Consider the following 24,674-nt stretch of genomic DNA (forward strand, 5'->3'; position numbering starts at 1 on the left):
TTTAAAATTGATTAGACTGACTAGTAGTTTATATGCCTCCAGATGGCTAGCCCTATAAATGCCTAAGAAATCTTTCCGGTGATTCTAAAAATTGTTTGGTCAGCTGCACATGCTCTATTTCTTCATACTCTCTTTCTATCATTTGATCGTCCTCTAAAGAATAAATGGTTGCACCTGGAATCGCCATTAAAATCGGCGAATGAGTCGAAATCATAAACTGACTTCCTTCTCCTACACTATCTATGATCATTTTTATCAATGCAATTTGTTTAATTGGGGATAGGGGAGCTTCAGGTTCATCTAATATATAGAGGCCACTAGGATGGATCTGGGAGTAAAAAAAATCTAGAAATTTTTCTCCGTGAGAGCGAACATCTAAACCGTCTCCATACCTTGCGCGAAGATCATGAAGAGTGCGAGTATGGGGAAGGGATGCCAGACTTTTTGCATAGGCGGACCGTCCCTTATAGTCGATTTCAATTTGCTTTAACTCATTCTCTGCATCTTCAATCATAGAACGAACACGACGTGAAAAGGAGATAAAGTCTTCAGCCCGCAAAAAAAATCCTCGGTTTGTTATTGTTTTATAAGTCGGACGAATGGCTTTGGCCAATTCTTGACCGGATCTCATGTCTTGATGGTCTGCTAGATCTTGAGCACCAATCAGGTTTCGATTCGTTATACAGGCCAGTCCCTGTAGTAAAGTTGACTTTCCTGTCCCATTTTCACCGACAAATAGGGTGACAGGTTTCGTAAAGGTGAGAGTTTGTAATTTTGCAAAAATAGGAAGGGAAAACGGATATCGTGTTATATCGTTTGGTTTATAGTGGATCGAAGTTAAGAACAATTGAAAAAAGCCCTCCTTTGTATATAAAAAACCTTCAGGATTGCTCTGAAGGTTTACTAGGTAGTTGTATGAGTTACTAGTTTTTAGTTTTAATTTTGCCTGTCCATTTTTTAAAGCCGCCTTGTAAATGATAAAGGTTACGATACCCTTTCCGATAGAGCATTCTCGCTGCCCGGCCGCTGCGGACTCCACTTTGGCAATAAAGATAAACGGGTTTATCTGGACGAACCTCTTTCATTCGCATTTTCAGCTGAGACAGCGGAATATTTCTCGCTCCTAGAATGTGACCGCCGTCAAATTCATTAGGTTCGCGAACATCGATCAGCTGTGCTTTGCGATAACCAGAAATAAAGTCATCCTGTGTAAGGGTCTTAACGATTTTTTTCTGCGTGAAATAATTATAAAGTATATAAGTAATAATTGCTCCGAGTACGATGAGTAATCCAATCATGTAAAGTCCCCCTTTTACCTCTCTAAGAAAAAACTCACTAAAAACTATTATATAGCGGCATAGGAAAAAGAGCAAAAAGAATAATTATAAATTTCCTCAAATAATGCATAAACACTTTCGACAAATTTCCCGATATATATAAAGTAAACTTTTACAAGAGAATGTTTCATTTCGGTGAACTTCACTTTTTAAAATTAATGCTGGTTGTAACAGGAACGTATGTTCTGTTATAATAGAAGAACAGTTAGAAAAAGCAAGGAAATCATCACCTTTAACGGGAATTGGATGGACTTTCCAAATGTGAGAACAAGAAAAATTTTACTTGCAACCACAAAAAAAATTAATATCTGCAGAAAATCTATTTTAATCTCTATCAATCTCTTTTTTTCTTCGTTTCTAACCCTTTTTTTCGTTTGACAAATCTGCTGAAATATGAATTAATCACAATATATAGTATGTTTTTAAAAATTAACATACTATATATTGAATTTTGTTCCTCTGCTATGCTATGGTAGAAAGGAACTTAACTTAATAGTTTTATTAGAGAGGGTGCAGAGTATGCTTGCGACCGAGAGCACAAAACACATTAATATTGAAAGACTGAATAAGGATATAGCGATATTTCCTGCAGTCCACCCCATTACACCAGAGATGCACACAACCCATAAAGGGGTATCCAGACTTGTTATGCTAGATCGTTATTCCTTTAAGGACACCGAGAAAATAACTCTCACTGAGGGAGATTTTGTTGTTCTGACGATTAAAGAAGATCCGAAATTTCCTGCTCGTGGGTTAGGCTACATAGAGAAGATTGACTGGGAAGCAAAGAAAGCTACTGTTTTTGTCGAAGAGGAGTACCGCGGGGTTCTTGAAAAAGAGGAAGAAATGAAAACCGGTTTAATCTTACGTTCTTTAGATGTAATTGAAAAGCCGCTTGAAATTTTCTATGAACAAATTGCGAAAAGAGTAGCAAAAGGATTATCAGAAGTTGAAACAACAGAAGAAAAGCAACAAGAATGGTTTGATAAATTTTATGCAGAGCTTTCTGCGAAAAACTTTATACCGGCTGGACGTGTCCTCTATGGAGCAGGTTCAGGAACAGAGGTTACTTATTTTAACTGCTACGTGATGCCTTTTGTTCCAGATTCAAGAGAAGGAATTTCTGAGCACCGGAAGCAAGTGATGGAAATCATGAGCCGCGGCGGCGGAGTTGGAACGAACGGTTCGACATTAAGACCGCGTAACACGCTTGCTAAAGGCGTAAATGGGAAATCGTCTGGATCGGTATCATGGCTGGATGATATTGCGAAGCTGACGCATTTAGTTGAACAGGGCGGAAGTCGCAGAGGGGCCCAAATGATTATGATGTCGGTGTGGCATCCAGATATTATCGAATTTATTATCTCGAAAATGCAAAATCCTCGGATTTTACGATTCCTCATCGAAAATACAAAAGACGAGCAAATACGAAAAGCGGCAGAGGATAAATTAAAATTTACCCCATTTACCGAACAAGAAAAAAATATGTATCAGGGTATTATCAACTATAAAAATATTCCCGGTTATGGAGGATTCGGTGAAGCGATTATTCGGGATGCAGAGGAAAAGCTAAGAATCGGAGGAACTTACTCTGTTCATAATCCTGAGTTTTTAACTGGAGCTAATATTTCGGTTTGTTTAACAAACGAATTTATGGAAGCTGTTGAAAATAATGATCTGTTTGCCCTGCAATTCCCTGATGTAGAATCCTATACACCTGAAGAAATGAAACTCTACAATGAAGAATGGCACGAGGTCGGGGACGTCAGAGAATGGTCAAGAAAAGGACACAAGGTCCGCACTTATCGTAAAATTCGAGCACAAGAACTGTGGAACCTGATTAATATTTGTGCCACGTATTCAGCTGAACCCGGTATCTTCTTTATTGATAATGCAAACGAGATGACCAATGCAAAAGCTTACGGTCAGCAGGTTGTAGCGACCAATCCGTGTGGTGAACAGCCACTTGCACCATATTCTGTGTGTAATTTAGCTGCTGTGAATTTAGCTGAAATGGCAAATAAAGAGACCAAAACGGTTGACATTGAAAAGTTAAAGAAAACAGTTGAAATTGGCACCAGAATGCAAGATAACGTAATTGACGCAACTCCATATTTCTTAGAGGCTAATAAAAAACAAGCCCTAGGAGAACGGCGGGTTGGGCTTGGAGTAATGGGTCTGCATGACTTGTTGATTTACTGTGAAAAAGAATATGGGTCTGAAGAAGGCAATAAACTCATCGATGAAGTGTTCAAAACAATTGCAGAAACAGCTTACCGGACTTCAATTGAAATCGCGAAAGAAAAAGGAAGCTTCCCATACTTGGCTGGTCAGACAGAAGCTGACACGAATCGTTTAAGAGATGCCTTTACTGCTACAGGTTTCATGAAAAAAATGCCTGATGATATTAAAGAAAACATCAAAAAATATGGAATTCGAAATTCACATTTATTAACTGTTGCACCAACAGGAAGCACAGGTACGATGGTCGGTGTTTCTACTGGACTCGAACCATATTTCTCCTTCTCTTATTATAGAAGCGGACGTTTAGGTAAATTTATTGAGGTTAAAGCTGATATTGTTCAAGAATATTTAGATGCTCATCCAGAGGCAGATCCAAATAATCTTCCAAACTGGTTTGTTTCTGCGATGGAGCTTTCTCCAGAAGCTCATGCAGATGTTCAATGTATTATCCAAAAATGGATTGACAGTTCGATTAGTAAAACGGTTAATGCACCAAGAGGATATAGCGTCGAGCAAGTGAAAAAAGTTTATGAACGCCTCTATAAAGGCGGAGCAAAAGGCGGTACAGTTTACGTTGATGGTAGCCGTGATGCTCAAGTATTAACATTAAAAGCCGAAGAAAATAGCTTTGAAGAACAGCTCGAGCTTCTTGAAGAAGAACCTAAAAAAGTAGTACTTGTAGATACTATTCAGGATCTTCGTGCCACGAGTGTGACATTCGGATCCGAAATTGGAGATACCTGTCCAGTTTGCCGCAAGGGTACGGTCGAAGAAATCGGCGGATGCAATACTTGTACAAACTGTAATGCCCAATTGAAATGCGGTCTATAAGACTAAGTGAAGTCGTCCTTTTAAAAAGGGCGGCTTTTTTATTGCCAAAAAATATGGAATAAATCCATACTCTCCCCATTAAACATGTAGCATGGCGGACTTTGGGGAGGGAAGCATTTGTATATAGATGGTGTGTTTTCCGGAGGGGGCATTAAAGGTTTCGCACTAGTTGGTGCCTACGAAGCAATTGAGGAAAAAGGGCTAAAATTTCAAAGACTGGCTGCCACTAGTGCAGGGTCTATTGTCGCGGGATTAATTGCAGCTGGTTATTCCAGTAAAGAGATATATGGTCTTGTTGATGAACTAGACGTCAAAAAAATATTGGATGAACGACCTTTATGGCTTCCCATCCCATTCGCAAAATGGCTTTTGCTCTATTGGAGATTGGGTTTATATAAAGGCCATTATTTAGAAAAATGGCTGGGTGAAAAACTGGCCGCAAAGGGGATTAAAAAGTTTAAAGACTTGCCTCCTGACAGTTTCAGAGTGATTGCCTCGGACCTTACAAACGGTAAAATGATGATTCTTCCTAATGACCTAGAAAAATATGGAATTCCGTGGTGGTCGTTTTCTGTAGCGAAAGCGATTCGAATGAGCTGCTCGATTCCTTATTTTTTTGAACCTGTCCGGCTTCCTACAGCAAATGGTACCGTAATAGTTGTAGATGGCGGTGTTCTCAGTAATTTTCCAATGTGGTTATTTGATCAGGAAAATGTCATAAAGGAAAGACCTGTTTTAGGTATTAAGCTAAGTTCAGATTTTCAAGAACATGAAAAGCATGTAATTACTAATGCCATTCACCTTTTCGGAGCATTATTCGAGACGATGAAGGATGCTCATGATGCAAGGTATATATCAAGGAAACACGAAAAGAATATTATTTTTATTCCAACACAAAATGTTATTCCGATTGAGTTTGAACTGACTGATGAAAAAAAGGAAGCTCTCATCCAATTAGGGAAAGAAAGAGCACAAGCCTTTTTAAGACAATGGAGTTATTAAGGAATTTTCTCGTTAGCAGTACCTTCATTACTTATGATTATGAGTGGCTAAAAAAAAAGTCAAACCCTGTCATACCTATTGAAGTAATAGGAATGACAGGGTCTGACTTATTTGAGAAAGTATTCATTTAAAGGGAAGCCTTATCCTTCTTTTTCCCTTTTTTCCCTTCAATGACTGTTAAGTGAGGTGCCGATCTTTTTTTCGAATGGATTGCTTTTTTAATGCTTGGTTTAGAGATCGAACGATTTATAGGATTGTTTTTTTGTTCTGCCCGCATTTTAAGACGTTTTTTGGAATACTTGGCAGCCTTTACAAAAGCTTTGTGCTCTTTTCTGTTATGGACTGCAGTCCCTCTGAACCTTGTAAACAAAAATATGATAATGGCAGCAAATACCCCGATGAATATTAGGTTTTTGATAAATGCAGCAGGGTCCGTCCATAAATAATTTCCTAATCCTAAAATAGCTAAGGCGATCACAATATAAAACAACCAATATTTCAATCGATTCAAAACAGACACCTCCTTGTCAAGCTTAACAGGCATTTTCCTATATAATCCCGGCAACAAACCTTTGACAAATTGCAATATTTTTCAAATGTCAGGAAATTTCTTCACCAATCGTGTGTTTTCTTTATCCATTTTAAACTAAAAAACATTCTTTTATGCAATTTTTATGTATTCTAATCTTTTTTTACATATTTCCCGAACTCCTTCCCTTTCCATTCTACAAAGGATAGAGTGATTCCTCTATATTTAACGCAAAAAACCAGATGTGTTAATGTTTTTAGCGGATTGGACATACTAAGAGCGGAGGTGTTGGTATGTCAGAAGAAAAAGGAGAAAATTCAAAAGAAAGTAAAGATCTTGAGCAAAATAAGAAAGAAGAACAATTATCATTAGTTGCTTTATCGGTTATCATTGGCCTTTGCGGAGGCTTTTTGTGGAGCTTAATTGGTTATATTGCGTATTTATTTTCTTTTACAGAGGTAAGCCCGCGAGCAGTATTAGAACCGATTGCTGTTGGAGATTGGCAAAATACGTGGTTAGGACTTGTGATTTCCTTCGTAATATTATCCGTTCTTTCCGCAGGAACGGCTTTACTGTATTATGTTGCATTTAAAAGATTTAAAGGAATGTGGCCGGGAATGGTCTATGGACTGCTTTTGTTTGGTATAATTTTCTTCATCTTAAATCCGTTATTTCCGAGTATTGAACCAATTAGAGAAATAGATGGATACACATGGGTAACCTCCGCTTGCTTGTACATCCTTTATGGTGTATTTATTGGTTACTCTATATCCTATGAAGCTCATGAGTTAAGGGTGAAGGAAAAGCAGGAAGTTTCCCAATAAATCAAGATGTTACCAATTAATAAAGTGTGTTAGAATGTTCTTAATTGAACATTCTTTTTTTATATAGGAGCTTTTTTATGAAACGAATTGTTGTATTAAATGGACCTAATTTAAACCTGCTAGGAAATCGAGAAGTATCGGTATATGGTACTGATTCCCTTAAGGATATGGAAAATAGTCTGCAAAAGTTAGCTCATACTAAAAACATTTCGGTAGACTTTTTTCAATCTAATCATGAGGGTGACATTATCGATTGGCTGCATGAAAGCAATAAGGAGGATACACTTGGCATTATCCTTAACCCAGGTGCCTTTACACACTACAGTTATGCGATTCGTGATGCCGTTGCTGCCATTCAGCCCCCTGTTGTTGAAGTACATATCTCGAATGTTCATGCCAGAGAAAGCTTCAGGCACCAGTCCGTCATTGCTCCAGTGTGTAAAGGACAAATTCTCGGATTCGGTCTGAAAGGATACGATCTCGCTTTTCAGTCATTTTTTTAATAGGGAGAGGAAAAAGGTATGGAAAAGATTAAAAAATTTCAGTCTAGTTTTGCTGAGCATGGAATTGACGGCATGTTAATAACAAGTGCCTATAATCGGCGCTATCTTTCTAATTTTACAGGATCAGCCGGGGCGGTTCTCATCTCAAATGAAAAAGCTTTATTTATCACGGATTTCCGTTATGTAGAGCAAGCGGGAAATCAAGCTGCAGGCTTCGAAGTAGTCAAACATTCCGGATCTATTTTTGCAGAAGCCGGGGAGCAGGCTAAAAAACTAGGGATTCAAAAGCTTGGTTTTGAAGAACAGCATGTTACCTATTCAGAGTATAAACTCCTGCAGGCAAGTGTTGAATGTGCACTTATTCCGGTTTCCAATGCAGTTGAAAACTTGCGCTTGATTAAGTCTGATGCAGAGATTAAGATATTAAAGGATGCAGCAGATATTGCTGATGCGGCTTTCAAATACATAATCGATGTGATAAAGCCTGGTAAGACAGAATTAGAAATTTCTAATGAGCTGGAATTTTTCATGAGAAAATGTGGAGCAGCTGCATCTTCATTTGATATTATTGTGGCTAGTGGGTCTCGTTCAGCATTGCCGCATGGTGTTGCAAGCGAAAAAGTAATTGAAAAAGGTGATTTTGTAACATTGGATTATGGCGCCTTATACAAGGGCTATGTTTCAGATATTACACGAACTGTCGCTGTTGGAGAACCATCTACTGAATTAAAGGAAATCTATGAGATCGTACTAGAGGCACAGTTAAAATCTATGGATGGAATTAAGCCGGGAATGACTGGTAAGCAGGCGGATGCAATTGCAAGAGACTATATCTCTGAGAAGGGTTATGGCGAGTATTTTGGTCATTCCCTTGGACACGGGATTGGTTTAGAAGTGCATGAAGGTCCATCTTTATCCTTCCGTTCAGAAACAGTTCTAAAACCTGGAATGGTCGTAACGGTTGAACCGGGCATATATCTTCCAGGAAAAGGCGGAGTTCGTATTGAAGATGATACAGTAATTACCGAAAACGGTAATGAGACCTTAACACATTCAACCAAGGATTTATTGATCCTATAGTTTAAATAATGGAGGAAACAAAATGATTTCAGTAAATGACTTTAAAACTGGTTTAACAATCGAAGTAGACGGCGGGATTTGGCAGGTTATTGATTTCCAGCATGTGAAGCCTGGAAAAGGAGCCGCTTTTGTTCGTTCCAAGCTTCGTAATTTACGGACAGGAGCGATACAGGAAAAAACATTCCGTGCTGGTGAGAAAGTAAGTAAAGCCCATATTGAAAATAGAAAAATGCAATATCTCTATGCGAATAGTGATCAGCATGTTTTTATGGATACAAACACGTATGAGCAAATTGAACTATCTTCTAACCAAATTGAGTACGAATTAAAATTCCTCAAAGAAAACATGGAAGTAGCCATCATGATGTTTCAAGGTGAAACATTAGGTGTTGAATTGCCAAACACGGTTGAATTAGAAGTAGTGGAAACTGAACCAGGCATAAAAGGTGACACAGCTTCTGGAGGTTCAAAGCCAGCTACCCTTGAAACAGGTGTGGTTGTTCAAGTGCCATTCTTTGTTAACCAAGGTGACAGAATTATTGTTAATACGACAGAAGGTACTTACGTTTCTCGCGCATAAGCCTTCATGAAGAGTCCTTAATAGGGCTCTTTTTTTTGTTCAAATTCTATTTTCTACTACTTTCATTTTTTGTGAGCATTCATAGAATTGCTAGTCATAAAGTGGCCAAGCAGGCATACATTGAAAGTAACGAAAGGCTCTAGGTAAAGGAGGAATAGACTTGGAACCGATCTTAGCCTGTTTGCCTAGAAATATTCAAGAGCCAATCATGCGTATTTCGAAAAGTGTGTTAGAAGAGATGGAAGAAATTCGAATTAGGGTAGGTCGTCCAATCGAGATATCGGTGCAAGGGAAAGCCAGCTTTCTTCCCTATCAAACCACGATGGAAGATGCCCTTCATTTTTTAGACAAGCTCAGTCACTTTTCCATGTATACCTTAGAAGAGGAACTGAAGCGCGGCTATATCACAATCGAAGGCGGACATAGGGTAGGACTAGCCGGGAAAGTTATTTTAGAAAATGGACAAGTCAAAGCAATACGCGACGTAGCTTCCTTTAATATACGGATCGCAAAAGAGAATATCGGGATTGCAGACAGATGGGTCCCGTATCTTTATAAACGCGGTAAATGGCTGCATACCATGATTATCGGGGCACCGCAATCAGGCAAAACCACTTTGCTTCGGGATTTAGCTCGCTTTATATCGTCCGGTTCTAGTGATGGCTTGATTGAAGCCGCCAAAGTCGGGATTGTGGATGAACGATCTGAAATAGCTGGCTGTATGAATGGAATTCCTCAACTGCAGTTTGGTCCGCGAATTGATGTATTAGATGCATGTCCAAAAGCAGAAGGAATGATGATGATGATCCGTTCGATGAGTCCCCAGGTTCTGATTGTTGATGAAATTGGCAGAACCGAGGATACAATCGCTATTTTGGAAGCTGTAAATGCGGGTATTCAATTAATCATGACAACTCATGGCTCCTCCTATGAGGAGGTATTAAACAGGCCAGCATTGGCCCCGATTATGAAACAAAAAATGATTCAGCGTTTTCTTGTATTAAGCCATACGAAGAAGTCAAGGTCCCTTATTGTCCTAGACGAAAATGGCAGGCAAGTATCAGAGAAAGTGAGTGTGACATAAGTGGTAAAGCTTCTAGGTGCTGTTTTTATTTTGGCCGCGACTACTTGGACAGGCTTTGAGGCATCACGTCATTTGAATGAACGTCCAAGACAATTAAGGCAATTAAAAGTTGCCCTTCAATCGCTTGAGGCAGAGATTATGTATGGACATACTCCTTTACATGAAGCTGCCAGAAAGCTAGCAAAACAGTTATCAAACCCGTTAAATCTGCTGTTTAAAATTTTTGCAGAGAGATTAATTTCAGAAGAAACGACGGTTCGGGATGCCTGGCAGCAAAGTTTAGATGAAATATGGAAATTGACTGCTCTTAAACAAGGTGAATATGAAATTTTAAAACAATTTGGAGAAACCTTGGGCAGACACGACCGATACACACAACAAAAACAAATACTTTTAGCCATTGCTCATTTGGAACGAGAAGAAGCCGATGCAAGAGAACGCCAAAGCAAATACGAAAAAATGGTAAAAAGCTTAGGCTTTTTAACAGGTTTATTATTGATTGTTCTGTTGATATAGATGGGAGGAAACGTAGATGGGGATTGAAGTCGATATCATCTTTAAAATTGCAGGGGTAGGGATCGTTGTTGCCTTTCTCCATACAATACTCGATCAAATGGGCAAGAAAGAATATGCACAATGGGTTACTTTGTTTGGGTTTATTTATATTTTATTTATGGTTGCTTCAATCGTAGATGACCTCTTTGAAAAAATTAAGTCTGTCTTTCTCTTTCAGGGATAAAGGGGGGCTCACATATCGAAATTTTTAAAATTGTGGGGATCGCACTTATATCTACATTTCTAGCCCTGCTCATAAAAGAACAAAAACCAAACTTTGCTTTCCTCTTCATTGTTTTTGTCGGATGCACGCTGTTTCTTTTTCTAGTCGATGAAATCTACAGGATAATTCGCATGATCGAACAAATTGCCGTAAATGCCAATATTAACCTCATTTATGTCGAAACGATTTTAAAAATTATTGGGATTGCTTACATTGCAGAGTTTGCTGCACAAATTTCGAAGGACGCTGGATTAGGTTCGATTGCTTCGAAAATTGAGTTAGCAGGTAAGGTACTGATCCTAGCAATGGCAGTACCGATCCTTACTGTCTTAATTGAAACCATTATTGGGCTGATTCCAGTTTAATTCATAGTCCTTAGGGAAGAGGTGACTAATTTTGAGGGCCAAGCTAATGCTCGTCCTTTTCTTTGTTCTATTTCTAAGCTGTACTTATTTAAGTAATCATGTATTTGCTGCCAGTGAAGAAGAACAAGTTGCACCATTAGAAGCCATTAGTCAATCAGATATAATAGACGAGCAATTGGACACGCTCGGCATTGATAAATTAGTCCAGTATTGGGATGGTTTTGTCGATGAATACGGAGGGTATCTCCCTGAAAGTCAAAAAGGAAGTCTAGTTGACTTTCTTAAAGGAGAAAAGGAATTTTCTCTTGATGCCTGGTTCCATGCCTTTCTTCGCTTCATTTTTCATGAGCTGATTGTAAATGGGAAGCTGTTAGGGACATTGATTCTTTTAACGGTTTTTAGTGTATTTCTGCAGTCCCTGCAAAATGCTTTTGAATCAGGAACAATTAGTAAAGTAGCTTACGCTATTGTTTTTATGGTGTTAATTATTTTCGCTCTGAATAGTTTTCATATTGCTATTGAGTATACAAAAGATACGATTGAGACTATGATTCATTTTACATTATCACTCGTCCCTATATTGTTAGCGTTAATGGCCGCTTCTGGCGGAGTCATTTCAGCTGGTCTGTTTCATCCCTTAATTGTGTTTTTAATGAATACAAGCGGAATATTCATCAATGTAATCGTCCTCCCTCTGCTATTTTTAGCCGCGATTTTAAGTATTGTCAGTACTCTTTCCGATCAGCATAAAGTCACCCAGCTTGCCCAGTTGCTTAGAAATTGGAGCATTGGATTACTAGGAATTTTTATGACTGTTTTTTTAGGGGTTATTTCAGTTCAGGGAGCTGCTACAGCCATCTCTGATGGGATCGCAGTAAGAACCGCCAAATTTCTAACAGGAAATTTCATTCCTGTAGTTGGGAGAATGTTTACCGATGCAGCTGACACGGTGATTAATGCTTCAGTCTTATTAAAAAATACTGTAGGGATTGTGGGTGTTGTCTTATTATTAGTTATTGCAGCATTCCCGGCTATAAAAATATTAATCATAGCATTTATCTATAAATTTGCCGCTGCCTTGCTTCAGCCTTTAGGAGGCGGGCCAGTCATTCAGTGTTTAGACATTATTAGTAAAAGTATGATTTATATTTTTGCTTCATTAGCAATGGTTTCTTTTATGTTCTTTTTAAGTGTCACCATCATGATTGCAGCAGGCAATATTACGTTAATGGTGAGATAGAAGGAGGGGACTATCTATGAGTTTTCTTACACAGTGGATTACCAATATTATTATATTCATTTTACTGGCAATCATAATAGACCTGCTTCTCCCGAATTCTTCTCTGAGAAGGTACACAAAAATGGTCACAGGGCTTTTGTTAATGACTATTATTCTCTCTCCGATCTTTGAACTATTTAATAAAGACTTGGAAGAAATACTAGAAAACATGGACGTGACTGAATATGTAAATGCGGAAGAAATGAAAAATGAAATTGATATGAAGAAAAAAGAAATACAAGCCCTACATAGTGCATATACATTAGAACAAATGGCTGTCCAACTACAAGAAAGTGTGGAGGAGGAGTTGATGACACAGCACAGTTTAGAAATTCAAAATCTAGAAATTGATGCCGAGGAACCAGATGATCCAACTAGTGACCCTATCATACATTCTGTGTTCATTTCGTTAAAAGAGACCGATGACGAAGAGGAGGATGCAATTGAGGCAGTCGAATTAGTTGAAGTAGATACCAGAGAGCCAAACAGTAATGAACCCTCTTCCTCAAAGGATGAAGAAACGATTACAACTCTGCTTTCAGACAGATGGAGCTTGGATCCGGAAGTAATAGAAGTAGAAATTGAAAGGGGGAATGAGGGCTAGATGAATAATGAAAAGGGTCCTCTTACCTGGATTAAAAAGTGGCTGCAGCAAGAGTCCAGCTCTAGTAAGGGTGAAAATAAGAAGCCTTCAAAATACCAGTATTTATTAGTTGTTCTTCTAGCAGGGGTGGCCATTATGCTAGTAGGAAATGTATTTTCAAGCAATCAAGAAGGACAGTCTGCACAAACCTTTTCAGACAAAAATGAATCTGAAGAAGATGTTCCGGCTTTAGGTCCAAAGAAAAGTGAAGACACGATAACAATGAGTGATTTCGAAAGAATGTATGAAACTCAAATCAAAGATGCATTAGATCAAATTGTAGGAGTCAGTGATGCTGCCGTTATGGTGAATGTTGCTTCAACTGCTACTAATGTTTACGAGAAAAATCAAACTACACAGGAACAAACAACTGAAGAAACTGACAGACAAGGCGGGAAACGAATAGTAGAAGATTCTTCTGTTGATGAGCAATTAGTGATACTTCGTGAAGGCGATAAGGAGGTACCGCTCATTTCGCAAACAGAAAAACCTGAAATAACAGGCGTTCTGGTGGTTGCTAAAGGAGCAGAAAATATACAAGTAAAGCAATGGATTATTGAAGCGGTTACGAGAGTGCTAGATGTTCCGATTCACAGGGTGGCCGTTCTGCCTAAAAAATCTAAGGGGGATTAAACATGTTATTAAAAAAACAAACGGTTTGGCTTTTAACAATGCTTAGTTTAGTGGTCGTTCTCTCAATTTATTACATTACTTCACCAGAGCAGACTAATGATGTTGCACAAGAAGAAAATGGTTCAACAAATGAAACAAGCGGACAAATTGATGGGGAAGCAACCGATGAAACCATTATTACGGAAGCTGCTGGTGATGAAGTCTTTGCACAGCTTCGTTACGAATTAGATCTTAAACGCGCACAGCAAATAGAAGAGCTCCAGACTCAAGCTGCTTCTGCCGAACTCTCTGCGGAAGAAGTAAGTGCAGTCAAAGAGGAAATGGATAAACTGGAGGATATTTCTTATAAGGAAGACATATTAAGAACAGAAATTATTGCAATGGGCTTTGAAGATGCTTTAGTTCGTGCAGAAGATGGAAAGGTCCATATCACTGTAAAAGGCAATGAGCCTTCTCCTTCTCTCGCAAATGATATTCTGGTTATGGTGGCAGAACAGCTTGGTCAGGATTTCGAACCAGTTGCGGTTGAGTTCACGCCAGCTGAATAAATATGATTGAAAAACAAAGGGGCTGTCCGATATGTCCCTAAAATTAAGCAAGTGGAGAAAAACGATTCGTTTTTCTCCACTTGCTTTTGTAATTTTCGATTTCTTTCTGAAAGTAGCTAGCGGGTTTTATATGTTTTTTTTTGAGTATCATAGGTTATTGTTAAGTTTGTAGCGCAGTTGATTGGAGCGGAAGGCGCGAGACTCCTGCGGGAGTACGGGGCAGGGGAGACCCCGTAGGCGCTTAAGCGCCGAGGAGGCTCCCCGTACCGTCCGCGGAAAGCGAAGCGCCTGGAGCGGAAATCAACATCCACATTTAACACAGGCTTTTTTTCTTTACTTTTGACGAAAGCGTTATTTATTCCTTGTTAGATAATGAAAGTAACTCATCCAGTGACTGATTTGCTTTTTCGACTAAGTCAAACATATTTTCATTCTCAGAAGTCTGGTTTTCAATGACATGAGAGATGGTTTGTAATGACTCATTAATTTCTTCTAAAACGGCACTTAATTCTGCTACAGTTTCCTCTACCTCGATAGAAGAGCCATGAACGGTAGAAGCCAGTTCTTCATAGCCTTCAAGATGATGTTTTAATGAACCAATCCGCTGTTTTAACAATTTAAACACACTGCCCGCATCAGAAACCGATTGCACACTGCTTTCTAATTGGCGTGCAGTTTCTCCGACTAATTCCTCAGAAGCCACCGTTTCCTCCACGATTGCTGTAAGCGATTTTGATATTTCTTTAGTTGTGGTGTTAGAGGTTTCAGCCAATTTTCGTACCTCTTCTGCCACAACAGCAAAGCCTTTGCCTGCTTCCCCGGCCCGGGCTGCCTCTATGGAAGCATTAAGAGCTAATAAGTTAGTTTGTTCTGCGATTTTTTGAATCGATTTAGCTGATATTTGTACTAATTCAGCTTGCTGACGTAAATGGTTTATATGGGATTCTGCCTTTTTCATGCTCGAAGATGACTGATAAATATTTTCTTCCAATTCGATCATCTTTTTTTCTCCAGCCATTGTTAATTGAACAGACTCCTCAGCTTCCGCATCAAGCTGGGAAGCGTAGGTTTTCATATGTTCGACCTCGTTTGTGGCTTTTTCAATTGACTGAATGATGATCCCGCTTGAATTCGACTGAGTTTGTATTCCGCTTGAAATCTCGGATATAGATAGATTGATTTCTTTTGCAGAGTGAAGAGTCAGCTCGCTTTGCGTCTGGACATTTTTCATCATGTCTAACAATTTTTTTGCAGAAAAGAGTACTTTTTCCTTCACTTTTTGTTCTCTTTCATTTAGAGCAAACGTCTCCTGCTGCAGCTGCGATAGCTGCTTTTGAAAAAGGGAAGATAAAGTGAATTGATAAATTAATAAAATGGAAATAAGACCATATAGAAGATAAATGGTTACGTAATTCTTAAATTCCAAAGGCAGTTCATCGGCATGAGCATATGTAAAAAGGCTGATACACAAGTATCCCACTGAGGCTGAAAACAGTAATAGAGATTTGTTCATATAAATGGCAGCAGTACCCAGCCCAAAAAATAAAAGAAAATAGGCAGTTGCCGAAACACTGTTTTCCATGATGATATACAGCACGACATAAACTAAAATAATCGCGAGATAGGGGATGCTTTTTTCCCATTTTCTTAAGTTATGGAGGCAAGCAATAATTCCGTTGCCGATTCCCCCCCCTATTAAAATGGATAAAATTAAAGCTAAGTCTTTCCCCATTGCAATGTCTACAACGGTTGCAAGGATTACTGACAGCAGAGTTGCCTTAACCACAAGACTATTTTTTCTGCGTAAGTCTTCCTCATAAATGGTTTGTATCGATTGTCCCAATCCAATTCCCCCTAAAATTCCTATCTATGTAAAAATTCGCCGTATTCTGTCGAAACCCTTTTTATGTAAAACTTTTTTCGACTTTTGGCAAGTATAGAATAGTAGGGATTGAACTTTTACTTACTATTATCGTATGATATTAGTAGCTAGTCATAATAATATAGCAAGTATATATGGACAAGGGGTGTAAGTAACCATGTTAAAGGTTCAAGAAATAAGAGAACTTATTAAACTAATTGATCAATCTTCAATCGATGAATTTGAATATGAATTCCAAGGATCTAAATTATTATTAAAAAAACAAGGTCAATATGCAGGAGCTGCTCCAAATGTAAGCGCACCAGCATACATAGAGGTTCAGCCGCAAGCTCAGATTGCTCCTGCACCAGCTGCTCCTGCAGTTAAAGAGCCTCAAGCCGCAACAGAGATGAAAGAACAAGATGTTATCCCGGTTGCAAAAGAAAACTTAGTCGAAATCGTATCGCCAATGGTAGGGACATTCTATCAATCCCCTTCACCTGATGCGGAACCATATGTAAAAGCAGGGTCAAAAGTCTCGTCATCTACAGTTGTTTGTATCGTTGAAGCCATGAAACTATTCAACGAAATTGAAGCAGAGGTGCAAGGCGAAATTGTAGAGATTTTAGTTAAGGATGGCGAACTGGTTGAATACGGACAGCCACTCTTCCGTGTAAAGCCTGAATAAGGAGAGATTTACATGATAAAAAAGGTTTTAATTGCAAATAGAGGAGAAATAGCTGTTCGAATTATTCGGGCATGCAAAGAACTTGAGATTCAAACAGTAGCTGTATTTTCTGAACCTGATCGTGATTCTCTTCATGTTCAATTAGCTGATGAAGCATACTGTATCGGTCCCAAGGCCTCAAAAGACAGTTATTTAAATTTTACAAATATCATGAGCGTGGCGAAAATGACCGGCTGCGAGGCGATTCATCCCGGTTATGGATTCCTTGCCGAAAACGCAGATTTCGCAGAGCTTTGTAAAGAGTGTAACATTATCTTTATTGGTCCAAGTTCCATGGCTATTTCAAAAATGGGAGCAAAGGATGTAGCGAGAGAAACGATGAAAGAGGCTGGTGTTCCAATAGTTCCCGGATCCCAAGGAATTGTTGAGGATATTGCCGAAGCCATTAAAGTAGCAGAAGAAATTGAATATCCGGTTATTATAAAAGCGACAGCAGGCGGAGGCGGAAAAGGGATCCGCGTTGCGCGGAATGAAGAAGAGTTAAGAAAAGGGATGGAAATTACACAGAAAGAGGCGCAAAGTGCATTTGGCAACCCTGGCGTCTATCTTGAAAAATATATTCAGGATTTCCGTCATGTTGAGATCCAGGTTTTAGCCGACCAATTCGGTAATACGGTTCACCTTGGGGAAAGAGACTGTTCCATTCAAAGAAGACTGCAAAAATTAGTTGAAGAGACGCCTTCTCCTGCTTTAAGTGAGACCACACGTCAAAAAATGGGGGAAGCTGCTGTAAAAGCTGCAAAAGCGGTTGATTATACAGGCGCTGGCACGATAGAATTTATATATGACCACCGTGAAGATCGTTTCTATTTTATGGAGATGAACACCCGAATTCAGGTAGAACATCCTGTTACTGAGTTGGTTACAGGGGTTGATCTGATCAAAGAGCAAATTAAAGTTGCTTCTGGAGAACCACTCTCTTTTAAACAGGAAGATGTTACTTTTAATGGCTGGGCGATCGAATGTCGCATCAATGCTGAAAATCCTGAGAAACAGTTCATGCCATCTCCTGGTAAAATAGAAATGTACTTGCCGCCAGGCGGGCTCGGGGTCCGAATTGATTCGGCCGCATATCCTGGCTATCAGATCCCTCCTTATTATGACTCGATGATTGCAAAGCTTATTACATATGGAAAAACCCGTGACGAAGCCGTTAGCAGAATGAAACGGGCATTGAGTGAATTCGTAATAGAGGGGGTTCATACAACAATCCCATTCCATTTAAAGCTGATGGATCATGAGGTATTTAAGAGCGGGGAATTTAATACAAAGTTTCTGGAGAATTACGATGTCATGGGTTCTTCAGAAAAGGGAGGTGCTTAATACATGAGTGAAGAGATGCAAAACTCTTTATCAATGGATAATGGCTATACTGGTTTAGGAAAAGTAGAAATTGCACCTGAAGTAATTGAAGTAATCGCAGGAATTGCAGCCGCAGAGGTAGAAGGCGTCGCGCAAATGAGGGGAACATTTGCTACAGGTGTCGCGGAAAGACTCGGAAGAAAAAGCCATGGTAAGGGAATTAAAGTTGAGCTAGCGGATGAAGGAATTAAAGTAGATGTGTATTGCTTCCTAAACTTTGGTGTATCTATACCTGCAGTTGCCCAGAAAATTCAAGATAATATTCGCCAAGCACTTTTTAATATGACAGCGCTAGAAGTCCAAGAAGTAAACGTTCACATTGTTGGAATTCAATTCGAAAACCCAAAGATAGATCAGGATGTTGAACAAGAAATGTAAAACCAGAGTCTTTTGCTCTGGTTTTCTTTTATGAATGGAGACAAATGCCTGTAAACGACCGAGTTTTCTTTAGCTCTTGACGTATGCTATGATAATGTCTATGTAAAAATAATTTTAATTATTGAGAGGTACGGTATATGAAAAGAAGAACAGCACGGGAAAAAGCATTGCAGGCCCTTTATCAAATTGAAGTAAGTAAAGCAGCGGCAGATGAAGCAATTGAAAATGTATTGGACGGGGACGAACCAGACGATTATTTAACATTTTTAATAAATGGTGTTGTAACTCATCAGTCTGAAATTGATGCTTCAATAGAAAAACACTTGCAAAAATGGCGATTAAGCCGTTTAAGTGTGGTCGACCGTAATTTATTGCGTTTAGCTGCTTTTGAACTTTTACATAGTGAAAGTGTACCTTCTAATGTTGTATTAAACGAAGCCATCGAAATTGCCAAGATTTATGGAGATGATAACTCCAGTAAATTTATCAATGGTGTTTTGTCAAATTTAAAGCAGAATACTGAAGAGGGGGAATCGTGATGACTGCCGAAATTATAAGCGGTAATGAAATTGCGCAGCAGCTGCGGAGTCAATTGTTCACGGAAATAAAAAGCCTGGCTGAAAAAGACATTGTTCCAGGACTAGCCGTTATTTTAGTAGGGAATAATCCTGCATCCAGAACGTACGTTAAAAATAAACAAAAAGCCTGCGAAAAGCTCGGAATTGATTCTCGCTTAATTGTGATGGAAAAGTCAGCGACCGAAGCAGAACTGTTGCAGGTAATAGAAAAATTAAATGCAGATCCCGCGATTGATGGAATATTAGTTCAGCTGCCGCTTCCATCTCATATTGATGAAACGAATGTTATTGAGGCCATTTCTCCATCGAAGGATGTAGACGGTTTCCATCCTATTAATATTGGCAGAATGATGACTGGTCAAGACTGCTTTTTGCCTTGTACTCCATTTGGAATCATAAAAATGCTTGAATCCATTCATTATTCATTGTCAGGGAAACATGTAGTAGTGGTTGGAAGAAGCAATATCGTTGGGAAACCAATGGGGCAGCTGTGCTTAAGCCGAGATGCAACGGTTACCTATTGTCATTCAAAAACCCCTAATCTTAAAGAATTTACGAAACAGGGAGACGTTGTGATCTCAGCGGTAGGGAAAACAGGTTTAATCACTAGGGACCATATAAAAGATGGGGCCGTTGTTATTGATGTCGCTATGAATCGCGATGAGAACGGAAAGCTTTGTGGGGATGTAGTATTCGAAGAAGTTAAAGAAAAAGCTAGCTATATTACCCCTGTGCCAGGCGGGGTAGGACCGATGACGATAACGATGCTGCTTTATAATACAGTCCAATCTGCCAAAGCAAAGATATAAGTGCACCTGCAGTCACCGCTAAATATTATGGGGTGACTGCTTTCTTTATGTTATATATAATGAAGACAAACCATTTTAAGGATGATTGTCACTGACTTAATGGCTTAAAGGAGCTATTTATGGCACAAACAAAGTATTTAACCGTTTCTGCGCTAACTAAATACATAAAACGTAAATTTGATTTTGATCCTTACCTTCAGGATTTTTATCTTAAAGGTGAGATTTCTAATTTAAAAAAACATTCGAGCGGTCATTTATATTTTACCTTAAAGGATGACCAGGCAAGATTGCTCGCAATCATGTTCGCGAGCCAAGCCCGTACCATGCCGTTTACCCCTGAGAATGGAATGAGTGTCTTGGTTCGGGGGGGAATTTCCGTTTATGAAGCAAATGGGCAATATCAAATGTACGTTAAGGAAATGAAGCCGGATGGAGTAGGTTCTCTGTTTTTGGCTTATGAACAATTAAAAGAAAAGCTTGAAAAAGAGGGGTTATTTTCTCAAGCAAGAAAGAAAAAAATTCCGCTTTTTCCTGAAACGGTAGGGGTAGTTACTTCCCCAACCGGAGCAGCTGTTCGAGATATTATCACGACGATTCAGCGTCGTTTCCCAATCGGAAAGGTAATCCTTTTCCCAGCACTTGTACAGGGGGAACAAGCACCTGCCTCAATCGTGGAAGCGATTGAGAAAGCGAAGATTTTTGGAACGATAGATGTTTTAATTGTCGGCAGAGGCGGGGGCTCGATTGAAGAGTTATGGGCCTTTAATGACGAAAAAGTTGCTAGAGCGATTGTTTCATCTCCGATTCCGATTATTTCAGCGGTTGGACATGAAACTGACTTTACGATTAGTGATTTTGTTGCTGATCTTCGGGCACCTACCCCTACCGGAGCAGCTGAATTAGCTGTTCCTCTGCTTGAGGATTTGTATCAGAGAATTGATGAAAGAAAATTAAGGTTATCGAGAGCAATTGGTAATAAGCTGAGGGTTGAACGTATTCATTTAAAAAAATTATCAAATTCTTATGCATTGCGTTCACCTAAAAGACTTTATGTACAAAAGCTCGAAAAAATGGACCGTCTTCACGAAAGCTTAAATCGGGAGATGCGAAGGCTTATCAGAATCAATCAAGACAAACGAATGATTATCCAAAACAGATTATCCCGTTCTGCTCCGATTGAAATAATAAAAAGTAAGCGTATAGAACGGGAAGGATTACAAAAGAATTTGCAAAAAAATATGTTTGTTCGTTTAGAAAAGAAAAAGCAGTCATTTTCAGGTATTCTGCAAACACTGCATGCCTTGAATCCTCTTTCCATTATGGAGAGAGGTTATAGTGTTACGTACAGTGAAAGCGGCAAGATCATAAAAAGCATTCATTCCGCAGAAAAGGGAGAGACCATTAGCGTAACGGTGAAAGATGGAACTTTACTTTGTGAAATTCATGATAAAAAGGAGAATACAGGTCATGAAGAAAGATCATAAATATACTTTTGAAGAAGCGATGCAAGAATTAGAGAAAATAGTGGAGAGACTAGAAGAAGGGGAAGTCCCATTAGAGGAAGCCATTTCTATTTATAAACAAGGGATGGAATTATCAAAGTTTTGCCATGAGAAGCTAAAACAAGCAGAGGAGCAGATGGTTCATATTATGACCGAGGACGGAGAAATAAAACCATTTGCAGTAGAGGAGGAAAATCGTTGAGGAGCCTCGAGTTCGACCAATTTGCATTAACGGCTAAAAACTTGCTTGAAACAGAGCTTACAACGATGGTAGAAGAATTAGATGGTCCTCCTATTTTAAAAGAAGCAATGGAGTACTCCTTACAAGCGGGAGGAAAAAGGATCAGACCATTGTTATTATTTGCGACGATGGATACACTTGGGGCAGATTGGAAGTTGGGAGTGAAAGTTGCTGCAGCCATCGAAATGATCCATACCTACTCTTTAATTCATGACGATTTACCGAGCATGGATGATGATGATCTAAGAAGAGGAAAGCCTACGAATCATAAAGTATTTGGAGAAGCAATTGCAATTTTAGCAGGAGATGCTCTTTTAACCCAGAGCTTTCGGGTCCTTTCCACACTTGATTCAGCCATCTTTACAGATCGTCAGAAGCTCGATATCATCTCCTGCCTTTCCCAATCTGCAGGTGCAGAAGGTATGGTCGGCGGGCAAGTGGCTGATTTACTAGGCGAGGACAAGCAAGTTTCACTAGAAGAGCTTGAATACATCCATACACATAAAACGGGAAAGCTATTGGCTGTCTGCGCAGAGGCAGGATGTATATTGGCAGATGCTAAAAAGGAGATTCGTGATTTATTTCGTAGTTTTTCCCATCATTTAGGTCTTGCTTTCCAGATCAGGGATGATATTTTGGATCAGATTGGCGATGAGAAAATGATTGGCAAGCCTGTAGGCAGTGATGTTTCGAATAAAAAGAGTACTTATCCGGCCTTGCTTACGCTTACAGGGGCAGAAGAAAAACTTTCTTACCATATTCATGCTGCTAAAGCCACTTTACAGAAAATTGGCGGAAAATCACTTTATTTAGATACCATTACGGAACTGATTGCTACAAGAAATTATTAAGATACGATTTTTAATCTCCAGAGATTTTCTGGATATACGTCTATTTCTTGTAGAATATGTATAGAACGATATAATAAAGAAAACAGCCATCTTGTTTAAAAGGATAAATAGCTAAGAGTACATTTCCTTTTGACCATATTTTTTAATATATATACACAAGGTTAAATTTGATGAAAGTGAGTGTTTACATTGGATCTCTTCAATATAAAGGATCCCTCTTTTCTAAAGTCAATGACAACTCCAGAGTTGGAAGCGCTTAGTAAAGAAATCCGAACTTTCCTCATAGAAAATTTATCGAAAACAGGTGGGCATATTGGACCAAACCTGGGAGTTGTCGAGCTGACGATTGCTCTTCATAAATGCTTTGACAGTCCAAAAGATAAATTACTATGGGATGTTGGGCACCAATCGTATGTTCATAAAATATTGACTGGACGTGCCAAAGATTTTGAAACCTTGAGGCAATATAAAGGGCTAAGCGGTTTTCCTAAAAGAGATGAAAGCGATCATGACGTTTGGGAAACAGGACATAGCTCCACTTCGCTTTCTGCTGCGATGGGAATGGCGATTGCCCGTGATTTAAAGAAAGAAAAAAGCTATATTATTCCGATTATTGGAGACGGGGCTCTTACAGGCGGAATGGCGTTAGAGGCACTTAATCATATTGGGGCAGAAAAGAAGAATATGATTGTAATTCTAAATGATAATGAAATGTCGATTGCTCCAAATGTGGGAGCCTTGCACAATGTTTTAGGCAGACTAAGAACGGCAGGAAAATACCAGTGGGTGAAAGATGAATTAGAATATGTACTGAAGAAAATTCCTGCTGTCGGAGGACGTTTAGCCTCTACTGCAGAAAGAATTAAAGATTCTTTAAAATACTTAGTCGTTTCTGGGATTTTTTTCGAGGAATTAGGATTTACGTATTTAGGTCCGATAGACGGTCATTCATATCATGATTTATTTGAAAATATTCAATACGCAAAAAAAACAGAAGGCCCTGTTTTATTACATGTTATTACGAAAAAAGGAAAAGGATATCAGCCAGCTGAAACAGACAAAGTTGGGACATGGCATGGTACCGGACCTTATAAAATCGAAACAGGTGATTTTGTCAAACCAACTGCAATCGGACCTGCATGGAGCAAACTGGTTAGTGAAACGGTAAGAAATCTGGCAAGAGATGATAAACGAATCGTGGCTATTACCCCTGCTATGCCTGTCGGATCCAAGCTAGAAGATTTTGCCAGAGAATTCCCAGACAGGATGTATGATGTTGGGATTGCTGAACAACATGCAGCCACTTTAGCAGCAGGGCTCGCAACTCAGAATATGAAGCCATTTTTAGCGATTTATTCTACGTTCCTGCAACGGGCGTATGACCAGCTTGTTCATGATATTTGCCGCCAAAATTTAAATGTATTTATTGGAGTCGATCGGGCAGGATTGGTCGGAGCAGATGGTGAAACACACCAAGGTGTTTTCGATGTTGCCTTTTTAAGAAATTTACCTAATATGGTCTTAATGATGCCGAAGGATGAAAATGAAGGGCAGCACATGGTCAATACCGCTTTAAAATATAACGACGGTCCGATAGCGATGCGCTTCCCGCGCGGAAATGGCATTGGGGTTGCGCTAGAAAAAGAATTAAAAACGATTCCTATCGGAAGCTGGGAAGTTTTAAGAGAGGGAACGGACGCCTGTATATTAACATTCGGAACTACCATACAAATGGCACTTGATGCAGCGGATATTCTTGCCGATCAGGGAATATCTGTAAAAGTGGTTAATGCCCGATTTATCAAGCCGCTTGATCATGATATGCTGATGGAAATTCTGCCGCAAGAAAGGCCGATTTTAACAATCGAAGAAGCCGTTCTCCAAGGTGGATTTGGAAGTGCAGTCTTAGAATTTGCTCATGAACATGACTTTCATAATGTCAAAATTACCCGAATGGGAATTCCAGATAGGTTTATCGAACACGGAAGTGTGTCAAAGCTGTTAGAAGAAATCGGATTAACAGCTGAACAGGCAGTGAGACATTTAACAAACATGATTCCACAAAAACAAAAAAGGGCGTAACG

Annotated in this window: 26 protein-coding genes and 1 pseudogene; 23 read left to right on the forward strand and 4 right to left on the reverse strand. The window is 39.2% G+C overall.

The window, feature by feature from the left end:
* Positions 1 to 52 precede the first annotated feature (52 nt).
* Entirely contained in the window at positions 53 to 847 is a 795-nt protein-coding gene (locus tag CRO56_RS04180) for an AAA family ATPase (protein ID WP_097157362.1), read from the reverse strand.
* A gap of 76 nt (positions 848 to 923) precedes the next feature.
* The gene (locus CRO56_RS04185) at positions 924 to 1,298 is read right to left on the reverse strand and encodes a rhodanese-like domain-containing protein (RefSeq protein WP_097157363.1); all 375 of its coding nucleotides are present in this window, start codon (positions 1,296 to 1,298) and stop codon (positions 924 to 926) included.
* A gap of 558 nt (positions 1,299 to 1,856) precedes the next feature.
* Between CRO56_RS04185 and CRO56_RS04190 the strand changes: the two genes are divergently transcribed.
* Both CRO56_RS04190 and CRO56_RS04195 read left to right on the forward strand, forming a co-directional pair.
* The gene (locus tag CRO56_RS04190; protein WP_097157364.1) at positions 1,857 to 4,412 is read left to right on the forward strand and encodes a vitamin B12-dependent ribonucleotide reductase; all 2,556 of its coding nucleotides are present in this window, start codon (positions 1,857 to 1,859) and stop codon (positions 4,410 to 4,412) included.
* 117 nt (positions 4,413 to 4,529) lie between these two features.
* Positions 4,530 to 5,414 carry a patatin-like phospholipase family protein gene (locus CRO56_RS04195; RefSeq protein ID WP_097157365.1) on the forward strand — a complete coding sequence of 295 codons (885 nt, stop codon included), beginning with the start codon at positions 4,530 to 4,532 and terminating at the stop codon, positions 5,412 to 5,414.
* A 127-nt stretch (positions 5,415 to 5,541) separates the two neighbouring features.
* Here the strand turns inward: CRO56_RS04195 and CRO56_RS04200 are convergent, their stop codons facing one another.
* Positions 5,542 to 5,925, reverse strand: coding sequence for an SA1362 family protein (locus CRO56_RS04200; RefSeq protein ID WP_097157366.1), 384 nt, complete (start codon positions 5,923 to 5,925; stop codon positions 5,542 to 5,544).
* A 311-nt stretch (positions 5,926 to 6,236) separates the two neighbouring features.
* Here CRO56_RS04200 and CRO56_RS04205 point away from each other — a divergent pair, with 311 nt between their 5' ends.
* From CRO56_RS04205 to CRO56_RS04260, 12 genes and pseudogenes are all read left to right on the forward strand, one after another.
* Positions 6,237 to 6,767 carry a YqhR family membrane protein gene (locus CRO56_RS04205; RefSeq protein ID WP_097157367.1) on the forward strand — a complete coding sequence of 177 codons (531 nt, stop codon included), beginning with the start codon at positions 6,237 to 6,239 and terminating at the stop codon, positions 6,765 to 6,767.
* Between the two features lie 77 nt (positions 6,768 to 6,844).
* On the forward strand, positions 6,845 to 7,270 hold the full coding sequence (aroQ, locus tag CRO56_RS04210) for a type II 3-dehydroquinate dehydratase (RefSeq protein ID WP_097157368.1): 426 nt from the start codon (positions 6,845 to 6,847) through the stop codon (positions 7,268 to 7,270).
* Positions 7,271 to 7,288: 18 nt separating this feature from the next.
* The gene (locus CRO56_RS04215; protein ID WP_097157369.1) at positions 7,289 to 8,350 is read left to right on the forward strand and encodes a M24 family metallopeptidase; all 1,062 of its coding nucleotides are present in this window, start codon (positions 7,289 to 7,291) and stop codon (positions 8,348 to 8,350) included.
* 22 nt (positions 8,351 to 8,372) lie between these two features.
* Entirely contained in the window at positions 8,373 to 8,930 is a 558-nt protein-coding gene (efp, locus tag CRO56_RS04220; protein WP_097157370.1) for an elongation factor P, read from the forward strand.
* A gap of 160 nt (positions 8,931 to 9,090) precedes the next feature.
* Positions 9,091 to 10,014 carry a stage III sporulation protein AA gene (gene spoIIIAA / locus CRO56_RS04225; protein WP_097157371.1) on the forward strand — a complete coding sequence of 308 codons (924 nt, stop codon included), beginning with the start codon at positions 9,091 to 9,093 and terminating at the stop codon, positions 10,012 to 10,014.
* The gene (gene spoIIIAB, locus CRO56_RS04230; protein WP_097157372.1) at positions 10,015 to 10,530 is read left to right on the forward strand and encodes a stage III sporulation protein SpoIIIAB; all 516 of its coding nucleotides are present in this window, start codon (positions 10,015 to 10,017) and stop codon (positions 10,528 to 10,530) included.
* A 16-nt stretch (positions 10,531 to 10,546) separates the two neighbouring features.
* Positions 10,547 to 10,753: a stage III sporulation protein AC gene (spoIIIAC, locus tag CRO56_RS04235; RefSeq protein WP_097157373.1), complete on the forward strand. Its 207-nt coding sequence runs from the start codon at positions 10,547 to 10,549 to the stop codon at positions 10,751 to 10,753.
* A 14-nt stretch (positions 10,754 to 10,767) separates the two neighbouring features.
* The gene (gene spoIIIAD / locus CRO56_RS04240) at positions 10,768 to 11,157 is read left to right on the forward strand and encodes a stage III sporulation protein AD (RefSeq protein WP_245855647.1); all 390 of its coding nucleotides are present in this window, start codon (positions 10,768 to 10,770) and stop codon (positions 11,155 to 11,157) included.
* 46 nt (positions 11,158 to 11,203) lie between these two features.
* Positions 11,204 to 12,361: pseudogene (spoIIIAE, locus tag CRO56_RS04245) on the forward strand (stage III sporulation protein AE); the annotation flags it as partial.
* 52 nt (positions 12,362 to 12,413) lie between these two features.
* Positions 12,414 to 13,040, forward strand: a complete 627-nt coding sequence (spoIIIAF, locus tag CRO56_RS04250) for a stage III sporulation protein AF (protein WP_097157375.1) — start codon at positions 12,414 to 12,416, stop codon at positions 13,038 to 13,040.
* The gene (spoIIIAG, locus tag CRO56_RS04255; protein WP_097157376.1) at positions 13,041 to 13,712 is read left to right on the forward strand and encodes a stage III sporulation protein AG; all 672 of its coding nucleotides are present in this window, start codon (positions 13,041 to 13,043) and stop codon (positions 13,710 to 13,712) included.
* Positions 13,713 to 13,714: 2 nt separating this feature from the next.
* A complete protein-coding gene (locus tag CRO56_RS04260) occupies positions 13,715 to 14,260 on the forward strand; it encodes a SpoIIIAH-like family protein (RefSeq protein WP_097157377.1) in 546 nt (181 codons plus the stop codon).
* A gap of 355 nt (positions 14,261 to 14,615) precedes the next feature.
* Here the strand turns inward: CRO56_RS04260 and CRO56_RS04270 are convergent, their stop codons facing one another.
* Positions 14,616 to 15,992 carry a methyl-accepting chemotaxis protein gene (locus tag CRO56_RS04270; RefSeq protein WP_425427178.1) on the reverse strand — a complete coding sequence of 459 codons (1,377 nt, stop codon included), beginning with the start codon at positions 15,990 to 15,992 and terminating at the stop codon, positions 14,616 to 14,618.
* Between the two features lie 307 nt (positions 15,993 to 16,299).
* On the opposite strand from CRO56_RS04270, the gene accB reads away from it, so the two are divergent.
* The 9 genes from accB (at position 16,300) to dxs (ending at position 24,672) form a co-directional block, all read left to right on the forward strand.
* Positions 16,300 to 16,809 (forward strand): acetyl-CoA carboxylase biotin carboxyl carrier protein, encoded by a 510-nt coding sequence (accB, locus tag CRO56_RS04275; protein WP_097157379.1) that lies wholly within the window; start codon positions 16,300 to 16,302, stop codon positions 16,807 to 16,809.
* Positions 16,810 to 16,821: 12 nt separating this feature from the next.
* Complete coding sequence (gene accC, locus CRO56_RS04280) at positions 16,822 to 18,192, forward strand: acetyl-CoA carboxylase biotin carboxylase subunit (protein WP_097157380.1); 1,371 nt, start codon at positions 16,822 to 16,824, stop codon at positions 18,190 to 18,192.
* A 3-nt stretch (positions 18,193 to 18,195) separates the two neighbouring features.
* Positions 18,196 to 18,609 carry an Asp23/Gls24 family envelope stress response protein gene (locus CRO56_RS04285; protein WP_179714166.1) on the forward strand — a complete coding sequence of 138 codons (414 nt, stop codon included), beginning with the start codon at positions 18,196 to 18,198 and terminating at the stop codon, positions 18,607 to 18,609.
* A 137-nt stretch (positions 18,610 to 18,746) separates the two neighbouring features.
* Positions 18,747 to 19,148, forward strand: a complete 402-nt coding sequence (gene nusB, locus CRO56_RS04290) for a transcription antitermination factor NusB (protein ID WP_097157381.1) — start codon at positions 18,747 to 18,749, stop codon at positions 19,146 to 19,148.
* Positions 19,148 to 19,996 (forward strand): bifunctional methylenetetrahydrofolate dehydrogenase/methenyltetrahydrofolate cyclohydrolase FolD, encoded by an 849-nt coding sequence (gene folD, locus CRO56_RS04295; protein WP_097157382.1) that lies wholly within the window; start codon positions 19,148 to 19,150, stop codon positions 19,994 to 19,996. The genes nusB and folD overlap by 1 nt, the downstream gene beginning before the upstream one ends.
* 119 nt (positions 19,997 to 20,115) lie before the next feature.
* Positions 20,116 to 21,480 (forward strand): exodeoxyribonuclease VII large subunit, encoded by a 1,365-nt coding sequence (xseA, locus tag CRO56_RS04300; protein ID WP_097157383.1) that lies wholly within the window; start codon positions 20,116 to 20,118, stop codon positions 21,478 to 21,480.
* Positions 21,455 to 21,700, forward strand: coding sequence for an exodeoxyribonuclease VII small subunit (locus CRO56_RS04305; RefSeq protein ID WP_097157943.1), 246 nt, complete (start codon positions 21,455 to 21,457; stop codon positions 21,698 to 21,700). Before xseA ends, CRO56_RS04305 begins: the two co-directional genes overlap by 26 nt.
* The gene (locus tag CRO56_RS04310) at positions 21,697 to 22,590 is read left to right on the forward strand and encodes a polyprenyl synthetase family protein (protein WP_342745870.1); all 894 of its coding nucleotides are present in this window, start codon (positions 21,697 to 21,699) and stop codon (positions 22,588 to 22,590) included. The genes CRO56_RS04305 and CRO56_RS04310 overlap by 4 nt, the downstream gene beginning before the upstream one ends.
* A gap of 189 nt (positions 22,591 to 22,779) precedes the next feature.
* A complete protein-coding gene (gene dxs / locus CRO56_RS04315; protein ID WP_097157384.1) occupies positions 22,780 to 24,672 on the forward strand; it encodes a 1-deoxy-D-xylulose-5-phosphate synthase in 1,893 nt (630 codons plus the stop codon).
* Positions 24,673 to 24,674: the final 2 nt, after the last annotated feature.

It is taken from the genome of Bacillus oleivorans, from assembly GCF_900207585.1.
In the GTDB taxonomy this organism is placed as follows: domain Bacteria; phylum Bacillota; class Bacilli; order Bacillales; family JC228; genus Bacillus_BF; species Bacillus_BF oleivorans.

What these genes read in the sequence shown, in the direction of transcription:
- accB (WP_097157379.1), top strand. Translation starts at nt 16,300, where the DNA reads ATGTTAAAGGTTCAAGAAATAAGAGAACTTATTAAACTAATTGATCAA.
- efp (WP_097157370.1), top strand. Translation starts at nt 8,373, where the DNA reads ATGATTTCAGTAAATGACTTTAAAACTGGTTTAACAATCGAAGTAGAC.
- CRO56_RS04190 (WP_097157364.1), top strand. Translation starts at nt 1,857, where the DNA reads ATGCTTGCGACCGAGAGCACAAAACACATTAATATTGAAAGACTGAAT.
- CRO56_RS04205 (WP_097157367.1), top strand. Translation starts at nt 6,237, where the DNA reads ATGTCAGAAGAAAAAGGAGAAAATTCAAAAGAAAGTAAAGATCTTGAG.
- CRO56_RS04270 (WP_425427178.1), bottom strand. Translation starts at nt 15,992, where the DNA reads ATGGGGAAAGACTTAGCTTTAATTTTATCCATTTTAATAGGGGGGGGA.
- CRO56_RS04185 (WP_097157363.1), bottom strand. Translation starts at nt 1,298, where the DNA reads ATGATTGGATTACTCATCGTACTCGGAGCAATTATTACTTATATACTT.
- nusB (WP_097157381.1), top strand. Translation starts at nt 18,747, where the DNA reads ATGAAAAGAAGAACAGCACGGGAAAAAGCATTGCAGGCCCTTTATCAA.
- CRO56_RS04260 (WP_097157377.1), top strand. Translation starts at nt 13,715, where the DNA reads ATGTTATTAAAAAAACAAACGGTTTGGCTTTTAACAATGCTTAGTTTA.
- CRO56_RS04285 (WP_179714166.1), top strand. Translation starts at nt 18,196, where the DNA reads ATGAGTGAAGAGATGCAAAACTCTTTATCAATGGATAATGGCTATACT.
- spoIIIAC (WP_097157373.1), top strand. Translation starts at nt 10,547, where the DNA reads ATGGGGATTGAAGTCGATATCATCTTTAAAATTGCAGGGGTAGGGATC.
- aroQ (WP_097157368.1), top strand. Translation starts at nt 6,845, where the DNA reads ATGAAACGAATTGTTGTATTAAATGGACCTAATTTAAACCTGCTAGGA.
- accC (WP_097157380.1), top strand. Translation starts at nt 16,822, where the DNA reads ATGATAAAAAAGGTTTTAATTGCAAATAGAGGAGAAATAGCTGTTCGA.
- CRO56_RS04215 (WP_097157369.1), top strand. Translation starts at nt 7,289, where the DNA reads ATGGAAAAGATTAAAAAATTTCAGTCTAGTTTTGCTGAGCATGGAATT.
- xseA (WP_097157383.1), top strand. Translation starts at nt 20,116, where the DNA reads ATGGCACAAACAAAGTATTTAACCGTTTCTGCGCTAACTAAATACATA.
- folD (WP_097157382.1), top strand. Translation starts at nt 19,148, where the DNA reads ATGACTGCCGAAATTATAAGCGGTAATGAAATTGCGCAGCAGCTGCGG.
- spoIIIAF (WP_097157375.1), top strand. Translation starts at nt 12,414, where the DNA reads ATGAGTTTTCTTACACAGTGGATTACCAATATTATTATATTCATTTTA.
- spoIIIAG (WP_097157376.1), top strand. Translation starts at nt 13,041, where the DNA reads ATGAATAATGAAAAGGGTCCTCTTACCTGGATTAAAAAGTGGCTGCAG.